At 62.1% G+C, this 8,958-nt stretch carries 8 protein-coding genes and 1 tRNA gene; 4 read left to right on the top strand and 5 right to left on the bottom strand.

Annotation, left to right across the window (positions count from 1 at the left end; translation table 11 throughout):
- Window positions 1-234: 234 nt before the first annotated feature.
- Both JI744_RS12635 and ychF read right to left on the bottom strand, forming a co-directional pair.
- Window positions 235-322: transfer RNA gene (locus tag JI744_RS12635), tRNA-Ser, on the bottom strand.
- A 110-nt stretch (window positions 323-432) separates the two neighbouring features.
- Entirely contained in the window at window positions 433-1,530 is a 1,098-nt protein-coding gene (gene ychF, locus JI744_RS12630) for a redox-regulated ATPase YchF (protein ID WP_202661468.1), read from the bottom strand.
- Window positions 1,531-1,638: 108 nt separating this feature from the next.
- Between ychF and JI744_RS12625 the strand changes: the two genes are divergently transcribed.
- From JI744_RS12625 to JI744_RS12610, 4 genes are all read left to right on the top strand, one after another.
- Window positions 1,639-2,085: a VOC family protein gene (locus JI744_RS12625; protein WP_202661467.1), complete on the top strand. Its 447-nt coding sequence runs from the start codon at window positions 1,639-1,641 to the stop codon at window positions 2,083-2,085.
- Between the two features lie 89 nt (window positions 2,086-2,174).
- The gene (gene trpA / locus JI744_RS12620; RefSeq protein ID WP_202661466.1) at window positions 2,175-2,966 is read left to right on the top strand and encodes a tryptophan synthase subunit alpha; all 792 of its coding nucleotides are present in this window, start codon (window positions 2,175-2,177) and stop codon (window positions 2,964-2,966) included.
- A 67-nt stretch (window positions 2,967-3,033) separates the two neighbouring features.
- Window positions 3,034-4,197, top strand: a complete 1,164-nt coding sequence (locus tag JI744_RS12615; protein WP_202661465.1) for an alpha-hydroxy acid oxidase — start codon at window positions 3,034-3,036, stop codon at window positions 4,195-4,197.
- Window positions 4,198-4,397: 200 nt separating this feature from the next.
- Window positions 4,398-5,264 (top strand): MurR/RpiR family transcriptional regulator, encoded by an 867-nt coding sequence (locus JI744_RS12610; protein WP_202661464.1) that lies wholly within the window; start codon window positions 4,398-4,400, stop codon window positions 5,262-5,264.
- Between the two features lie 35 nt (window positions 5,265-5,299).
- Here the strand turns inward: JI744_RS12610 and JI744_RS12605 are convergent, their stop codons facing one another.
- The 3 genes from JI744_RS12605 to iolD are packed head-to-tail and all read right to left on the bottom strand — an operon-like array spanning window position 5,300 to window position 8,887.
- Complete coding sequence (locus tag JI744_RS12605) at window positions 5,300-6,118, bottom strand: SDR family oxidoreductase (protein WP_202661463.1); 819 nt, start codon at window positions 6,116-6,118, stop codon at window positions 5,300-5,302.
- On the bottom strand, window positions 6,115-7,008 hold the full coding sequence (gene iolE / locus JI744_RS12600; protein WP_202661462.1) for a myo-inosose-2 dehydratase: 894 nt from the start codon (window positions 7,006-7,008) through the stop codon (window positions 6,115-6,117). The genes JI744_RS12605 and iolE overlap by 4 nt, the downstream gene beginning before the upstream one ends.
- 7 nt (window positions 7,009-7,015) lie before the next feature.
- Window positions 7,016-8,887, bottom strand: coding sequence for a 3D-(3,5/4)-trihydroxycyclohexane-1,2-dione acylhydrolase (decyclizing) (iolD, locus tag JI744_RS12595; RefSeq protein WP_202661461.1), 1,872 nt, complete (start codon window positions 8,885-8,887; stop codon window positions 7,016-7,018).
- Window positions 8,888-8,958 lie beyond the last annotated feature (71 nt).

Genomic DNA, 8,958 nt, shown 5'->3' with positions numbered 1-8,958 from the left:
CTGTTCCCTGATCATCCCGATAATCTGCGCCTCGGTGAAACGGCTTTTCCTCATGTCGTCTGCTCCTTCTCAGGTTGGGCAGACTCTACATCACAGCGAGGGAACTTCCGGGGGGCAGGTCAAAAAGGTTGCAGTTATGTCGCGCCGCATTGCGTCCAAGCGCAAAATAGATGGCGGTTTGATGGCGGGTAAGTCCGCAAATTTCGAATTTAATCGTTTATTTTCAATGATATATGGCGGAGTGGAAGGGATTCGAACCCTCGAGACGTTGCCGTCTGCACCCTTAGCAGGGGTGTGCCTTCGACCACTCGGCCACCACTCCGCTGACCCGTCTATCCGCAGTGGGTGGGGGTGACAAGGGGGGCTTGCGGATTTTGTCTGTCAGATCAACTGCCCGATCCGCCGCCGACCACGCCCCTGTCAGCCGCCCGATCAGCCGTTGAACAGGAAGTGCAGGACGTCGCCGTCCTTGACCTCATAGGTCTTGCCTTCGACGCGGAATTTCCCCGCCTCTTTGGCACCCGCTTCGCCGTTGCCGGACACATAATCCTCATAGCCCACGGTTTCGGCGCGGATGAAGCCGCGTTCGAAATCGCCGTGAATCACGCCGGCGGCCTGCGGGGCAAGGGTGCCTTTGGTGATTGTCCAGGCGCGCGCCTCTTTCGGGCCGACGGTGAAATAGGTTTGCAGGCCCAAAAGGTCATAACCTGCGCGGATCAGCCGGTCCAACCCGGCCTCGTGCAGCCCCATTTCCTCAAGGAACATCAGGGCTTCGTCGGCGGGAAGCTGGCTGATCTCTTCCTCGATCCGAGCCGAGATCACCACCGAACCGGCACCTTGCGCCTTGGCCATGGCGGTCACGCGGGCCGATTGGCTGTTGCCTTCGGCGGCGCAGGCCTCTTCGACGTTGCAGACGTAAAGCACGGGCTTGGCGGTCAGCAGTTGCAGCATCCGCCACTGCTTTTGATCTTCGGCGGCAACTTTCACGGTGCGGGCGGGCTGGCCCGCCTCCAGCGCGGCAAGAGCGGCGCGCAGCAGGCGGTCTTGGTCCAGCGTGTCCTGATCGCCGCCGCGCAGCTTTTTGGCCAGGCTGGTCAGGCGCCGTTCGACCGAATCCAGATCGGCCAGCATCAGTTCGGTTTCAATGGTTTCGGCATCGGCCACGGGGTCGATCCGGCCTTCGACATGGGTGATGTCGCCATCTTCAAAGCAGCGCAGCACATGGGCCACGGCGTCGCATTCGCGGATATTGGCCAGAAACTGGTTGCCCAGGCCTTCCCCCTTGGAGGCACCGCGCACCAGACCTGCAATGTCAACAAACGTCAGGCGGGTGGGGATGATCTGCTTTGATCCGGCAATCTCGGCCAGCTTGTCGAGGCGCGGATCGGGCACGGCCACATCGCCTACATTGGGTTCAATGGTGCAAAAAGGAAAGTTTGCAGCCTGCGCCGCCGCCGTGCGGGTCAGGGCGTTGAACAGGGTGGATTTCCCCACATTGGGAAGCCCGACGATACCCATCTTGAAACCCATGATGCCGTTCCTTGTGACCAAACCGAAGGGGGCATAGGCCGCGCCTGCGCGGCGGTCAAGCGGATTGCCGCGCGTTGCCCCCGCCGCAGGCGCGCAGGAAAGGCCTTGGTGCTAAGGTCACGCCAGTTTCAGACCGAGGATTTCATGCCCACGCTGCCCTATCTGCATTTTCAGGGCCAATGCGCCGAAGCGCTGGCCTTTTACGCGACGGTCTTCGGCTCTGCCGCGCCACAGATTCTGCTCTATGCCGATGGGCCGGATGCGCCACTGGATCATCGCGGCTCGGACCGCGTGATGCACGGCGAGATTGCGATCTGGGATGGCAAGCTGATGGCGTCTGATTTTCCACCCGGCGTGACGGGCGACGCACAGGCGGCAGTGTCGGTGATGCAATCGGCCCCATCGGTGGACGAGGCGCGCCGCGTGTTCGACCTGTTGGGGCAGGGCGGGGCGGTGATTGCGCCCTTTACCCCCACCTTTTTCTCGCATGGGTTCGGCATGGTCAAAGACCGCTTTGGCACCCACTGGATCATTGCGGCGATGCCTGCCGTCTGATTGCAGAGTGCCGTTCTTTGGCGGGGCCATTGATTTTCCCGCCCCGCCCGTGCAAACCGCCTGAAAGAACAAGTGACAGCGGGCCCGCCATGACCAGAATCGACGATACCTTCGTGCGGCTGAAGGCCGAGGGCAAAAAGGCCTTTGTCGCCTATCTGATGGCGGGCGATCCCGATGTGGCGCGGTCGCTGGCCGTGATGAAGGGCCTGCCTGCCGCCGGGGTTGATGTGATCGAGCTGGGCTTGCCCTTCACCGACCCGATGGCCGATGGCCCGACGATCCAGCTTGCCGGCCAGCGCGCGCTGGATGGGCATATGACGCTGGGCAAGACCTTGCAGATGGTCCGCGATTTCCGGGCAGGTGACGCGACCACGCCCATCGTGTTGATGGGCTATTACAACCCGATCTATTCGCGCGGCGTTGACCGTTTTCTGGCCGAGGCCTGCGAGGCCGGCATTGACGGGCTGATCATCGTCGATCTGCCGCCAGAAGAAGATGAAGAGCTGTGTATTCCGGCGCAAAAGGCCGGGCTGAACTTTATCCGCCTTGCCACACCGACGACGGATGACAAGCGTCTGCCCAAGGTGCTGCAAAATACCAGCGGGTTTGTCTATTACGTCTCGATCACCGGCATCACCGGGGCTGCGGCGGCGCAAGCCACCGATGTCGGGCCGGAAGTGGCGCGGATCAAGCGGTCTACCGACCTGCCGGTCATCGTCGGCTTTGGCATTTCAACGCCAGAGGCCGCCCGCGATGTGGCCCGCGTGGCCGATGGCAGCGTGGTCGGCTCGGCCATTGTCAAGGAAATCGCTTCCGGCAAGCCGGTCAGCGAAATTCTGGCCTTTGTCGCGACGCTGGCCGCCGGGGCGCATTCGGCCTGATACGGGCCGTCTTGCGGGTCAAAGGCAAAAGGTTAGGGTTGGCGCATCCCGTCCAAAAGGCTGCGCCATGCCCGTCATTACCTGTATCGAAGACCTCAAACGCCTGCACCAGAAGCGGACGCCCCGCATGTTCTGGGACTATTGCGAAAGCGGCAGCTATACCGAGCAGACGTTTCACGACAACACCGGTGATTTCAGCAAGATACGCCTGCGCCAGCGGGTGGCGCGCGATCTGACGGGCCGCACCACCGAAAGCACGATGATCGGGCAAAAGGTGGTGATGCCGGTGGCGCTGTCGCCCGTCGGGTCCGCCGGAATGCAAAGCCCGGATGGCGAGATAAAGGCGGCACGGGCGGCAGCGGCCTTTGGCGTGCCTTTTACCCTGTCCACCATGTCGATCTGTTCGATCGAGGATATTGCCGAACATTCGCCCGATCCGTTCTGGTTTCAGCTTTATGTGATGAAGGATGAAGATTTCGTCGATGCCATCATCGAACGCGCCCGCAAGGCGGGGTGTTCGGCGCTGGTTCTGACGCTGGACCTGCAAGTTCTGGGCCAGCGCCACAAGGATCTGAAGAACGGGCTGACCTCTCCGCCCCGGCTGACTTTGCCGAATATCCTGAACATGATGACAAAGCCCGCCTGGTCGCTGGGAATGCTGCGCACCCCGCGCCGGACGTTCCGCAACATCGTGGGCCATGCCAAGGGCGTGACCGATCTGGCCAACCTGAACGCCTGGACCAACGAACAGTTCGATCCGCTGCTGGATTGGGCCAAGGTGCGGCGGATCCGGGATCAATGGGGCGGCAAGCTGATCTTGAAGGGTATTCTGGACGGTGAGGATGCCCGGATGGCGCTGGATGTCGGGGCGGACGGGATGATCGTCTCGAACCACGGGGGGCGGCAACTGGATGGGGCGCTGTCCACCATCCGGGCGCTGCCGCAGGTGGTGCGGGCCGTTGGTGGGCAGACCGATGTGTTTTTAGACAGCGGAATCCGGTCGGGTCAGGATGTTCTGAAAGCATTGGCTTTGGGCGCGCAGGGCGCGTTTATCGGACGGGCCTATATCCATGGGCTGGGCGCGATGGGGCAGGCGGGGGTGACCAAGGCGCTGGAGGTCATCCACAAGGAAATGGACATCACGATGGCGCTGTGCGGTTGCCAGAAGGCCCGCGACTTTGGCCCGGAGCATGTGCTGGTGCCCGAGGATTTTGAAGGGAAATGGGTGTGATTTCCCGTGTGAAATGCAGCATAATGTATTGATTGCATAAATAAATACATTTGGAACAAAGGTTGCGTCAGGCAAGGTAGCCCGCTACGGCGCCCTGAAAGCGCAGCGATCCGTGCATTGCAAGTAAATTGACAAACCTCAATGCGGCATGCTCGATATTCGGGCAGCGGGCCGGTGCCCGCGATCAAGGAACCTGCCCCATGTCCTACCGCCCGCCCGAAAGCTATGAAGAGCTGATCACGCTGATCCACGACCGTTATGACGATATGAGCAAGTCATATCAAAAGATTGCGCTCTACCTGACGCAGAACCCGAACGATGTGGCGGTGCTGTCGGTCAATGCCATCGGGGCCAAATGCGGCATCCATGCTTCCAGCTTTGTGCGCTATGCCCAGTCCTTGGGTTACAAGGGGTTCAAGGAATTGCAGGCGGTATTCCAGCGCCGGCTTTCCACGGCTGCCCCGGGGTTCGATGCCCGCGTCCGTGCGCTGGAAGCAGAGCTTGGCGGTGCGAAAGAGGGAGAGCTGGGCTTTCTGGCCGATCTTGTCGCGCGGGATGTCGCCTCGCTTAAGGATCTGCTGTCCAACATGGAAAGTGGCAACCTGACAGCCGCGGCAGAGCTGATGGAGCAGGCCGATACCATCTATCTGATCGGTCAGTTGCGCTCTGCACCAGTGGTCGAATTGCTGCGCTATGTGCTGACCATGCTGGGCAAGCGCACCGTGTTGCTGGACCCCGGCGGCGGGTTGGCGACCCATATGGCGAAAGCGTCGCGCCCGAATGACCTGCTGATGGTGGTGTCATTCCGCTTTTATGCGACCGAGGTTGTGAATGTGGCCGAGGAAACGGCACGGCGCGGGGTGCCGATCGTGGCGATCACCGACAGCACGCTGTCGCCCTATGCCAAGCTGGCCAAGGTGCTGTTCGCGGTGCCAGAGCATGAATACACCTTTTCACGCTCGCTTGCCGCGCCGATGTGTCTGGCGCAGGCGCTTTGCGTGATCCTGGCCTCGCGGCTGCAAAAGAACAACAACGATCCCCGCATTCCGGTTGTAACGGGGCCTTAGGGCCGGGGGCGACGGGCACCCCCGGCCTCTTGCACTCAGGGGGACACGCTCATCGGCCCATCGGGAACCGGCATTCCGCCAGAAACCGCGCCCCAGACCGACTGATCAAAGTTGACGATAGCCCCCGTCATAAGGCCCGCATCGTCCGAGACGAGAAAGTTCACCGCCCGCGCCGCCTCATTCGGGTCAACCAGACGGCCAAAGGGCAGGGCAGCGGCGGCCTTTGCCTCCCATTCGGGATCGCCGCCTTCGGCTTGTATCTCGCGCTCGTGGTCCGATGCCATCCAGCCGACGTTCAGCTGGTTCACGCGGATGCGGTTGGCCATCACGGAAAAGGCGGTGTTGGCAGTCAGCGTCGTCAGCGCCCCCTTGGACGCGCAATAGGCGTTGATGAAGGGCTGCCCGGCAAGCGCCGAGATTGATCCGATATTGCAGATCGCCCCCTGAATGCCCTTGGCGATCATCAGCCGTATCGCCTCTTGCATCAGGAAATACGGGCCGCGCACGTTGGTGGCAAACAGCGCGTCAAAGGTTTCGGGCGTGGTATCGACGATGGTGCCCCGCGCAGTCGATGCTCCGGCATTCACCAGAACATCCATCCGGCCAAACAGGTGGTCGGTTTCGGCAATGACATGGCGGCAATCTTCGACGCGGCCAAAATCGGCCTGAAGGAAATACGCCGCAATGCCATGGGCTTCGGTGATCTGGCGGGCCACCTCTGCCCCGCGCTGGGTGTTGCGCCCGGTCAGGACGATGCCCGCAGCCCCCGCCGCCGCAAGGCGACGGACGATGGCGGCCCCCAGACCCTGCGTCGCCCCGGTGACGACGCAGATCTTGCCGTCCATCCGGTTCATTGCACCACCTCATAGCCAGCGGCGGCCATGACGCGCATCAGCTCTGCATGGCCCTTGATGGCCATTTCAAGCGGTGGGGACACCTTGGGATCTTGCTCTGCCTCAACCACGAACCAGCCCTCATACCCCTTGGCAGCCAGCGCCGTGACGATGGCCTCAAAGTCAAGCGAGCCGTCGCCCGGAACCGTGAAGGCCCCCTTCACCACCGCATCAAGGAAGGATTCGCGGCTGCGGTCCAGCCCATCGACCACGGCACGGCGAATGTCTTTGGTGTGGACATGGGTGATCCGCCGCCAGTGGTTTTCGATCACGCGCAGAGTGTCGCCGCCCGCAAAGGCCATATGGCCCGCATCAAACAGCAAGGGCACCGAGGAATGCTGCATGAACAGGTCAAGCTCTGCCTCGGTCTCGATCGCGGCGGCCATGTGGTGGTGATAGCTGATCGGCATGCCATTTGCCGCGCACCAATCGGCGAAATCGCTGATCTTGCGGCCATAGGCGGCGGTTTCGGCCTCGGTCAGCTTTGGTTTGCTGGCAAGGGGGGCGGATTTGATGCCCTGAACCGAGCGCGCGGTTTCGCCATAGACGATGCAGGGCGCCTTGGCCGCCTTGAAGAAGGCCATCTGCTGGGCGATGCGGTCCTTTTCGGCCTCGATATCGCCGTCAAGCAACAGGCCCGAAAACCAGCCACCACAGACCGAGATGCCATATCTTGCAAGGATCGGCCCAAGTTCGGCCATGTCCATCGGAAAGCGGCGGCCCGTCTCCATGCCGGTAAAGCCCGCGACCGAGGCCTGCCGCAGGCACTCCTCCAGGCTTACATCGTCGGACAACTCGGCGAGGTCGTCGTTCCACCAGGCAATCGGGGCGATACCAAGTTTGGCTTTCATGTTCTTCTCACACTCCTACGCGCTGTTTTGCGCGGATTTCTTGCTGGTGGGCGCGGGCCTGCCGCACGCTTTCACGGTCCGAGACCTCGGGCACACCCACATCCCAATCGGCATCGCCGGGCACCCAGGCATAGGCATCGGTCACGATAGAGATCACTGTGGTGCGGTCGTTCGCCTTGGCCCAGTCAAGGGCGCCTTGCAGGTCGGCAAGGCTTTCGCAATGGCGCGCGGCGGCTCCCATGGCTTCCGCGTGCTTGGCAAAATCAACATGCAGCGGGTTTTCGCGGTTCTGGATGCGGCAATCCTTGAGCAGGTTGTTGAACCCCGGCACGCCTTTGAACTGTTGCAGGCGGCTGATGACGGCATAGCCGCCATTGTCGCAGACGACGATGATCATCTTGTGGCCGGACAGAACCGAGGAATAGATGTCAGAGTTCATCATCATATAGGTGCCGTCGCCCAGCATCACGATGGGCGTGCCGCCCGCAGCCCCGGGGCCTTCCTGCGCCATGGCACAGCCCCAGCCTGCCGCAATCTCGTATCCCATGCAGGAAAAACCGAACTCCAGATCAAAGGTGTTCGGGGCCTTGACGCGCCAGCCCTTGGCCACCTCACCCGGAATGCCACCGGCGGCGGCGATCAGGGTGTCTGTGTCATCCGCCGCGGTGTTCACCAGATTGACAACCTGCGCATAGGTCGGGATCGGGCTGTTCGTCGGGGTCTGGTGGCTGTCAAGCAACGCGTCCCATTCGGCAAACAGTGCCTTGGCGCGGGGCAGATGGCCTGCGGGGGCCTGCCATGCGCCAAGCGCGGCATCAAGTTCGTCTACGCATTCCAGCGCATCGCCCACCACCGCAAGCGCGCGGTGTTTCAGCGCGTCAAATCGGGCGGCATTGATGGAAATGAAGCGGGCATCGCGCGAAAACGCGGTCCAAGAGCCGGTGGTGAAATCTTGCAGGCGGGTGCCGATGGCAAGGATCACATCGGCCTCGGCGGCCAGCGTATTGGCCGAGGTGGAGCCGACGATGCCGATAGGCCCCGCGTGAACAGGGTGGTAATGGGTCAGCCCGCCCTTGCCGGCGATGGTTTCGACAACCGGAATGCCCCGTGCGGCGGCGAATTTGGCAACGGCCTCTTCCGCACCGGAATAGCGCATGCCACCGCCCGCGATGATCAGGGGGGCCTTTGCGGTCTTGAGCAGGGCCACCGCATCCGCGATGGCGCGGCGGTCGGCGCGGGGGCGGGGGATCGCCCAAAGGCGGGGTTCAAAGAACTCTGCCGGGTAATCGAAGGCAATTTCCTGCGTGTCTTGACACAGACCGATGAAGGCAGGGCCGCAATCGGCCGGATCAAGCATCGCGCCCACGGCTTGCGGCAGCGAGGAAATGATCTGTTCCGGCAGGGTGATGCGGTCCCAATAGCGGGTCACGGATTTGAAGGCATCGTTCACGGTGGTGGTGGGATTGCCGAAATGTTCAACCTGCTGAAGCACCGGGTCGGGCGTGCGGCTGGCAAAGGTATCGCCCGCGATCAGCAGAACGGGCAGGCGGTTGGCATGGGCCGTGCCCGCCGCCGTCACCATGTTCAGCGCGCCGGGCCCGATGGACGAGGTGGCAACCATGATCTGGCGGCGCCGCTTGGCCTTGGCAAAGCCAATCGCGGCAAGGGCCATCGACTGTTCGTTCTGGCCGCGCCAGGTGGGCAGCGTCTCCTGCACAGCCTCCAGCGCTTCGGACAGGCAGGTGACATTGCCATGGCCGAAAATGCCGAACACGCCCGCAAACAGCGGCACCCTCTGGCCGTCGATTTCGGTGAACTGCACCGTCAGCCAACGCACCAGCGCCTGCGCCATCGTTAGGCGAATCGTTGAATGTTCCATGAAGCCCTCCTCCCTCGATTTCTGGCGAGAACATAATATCGCGCATTGTGTGTTGACAATATATATTTAAC

It is taken from the genome of Fuscibacter oryzae, from assembly GCF_016765795.1.
Classification (GTDB): Bacteria; Pseudomonadota; Alphaproteobacteria; order Rhodobacterales; family Rhodobacteraceae; genus Fuscibacter; species Fuscibacter oryzae.
Note: the sequence above shows the minus strand (reverse complement) of the source record. Positions and strands in the feature narration are given on the sequence as shown.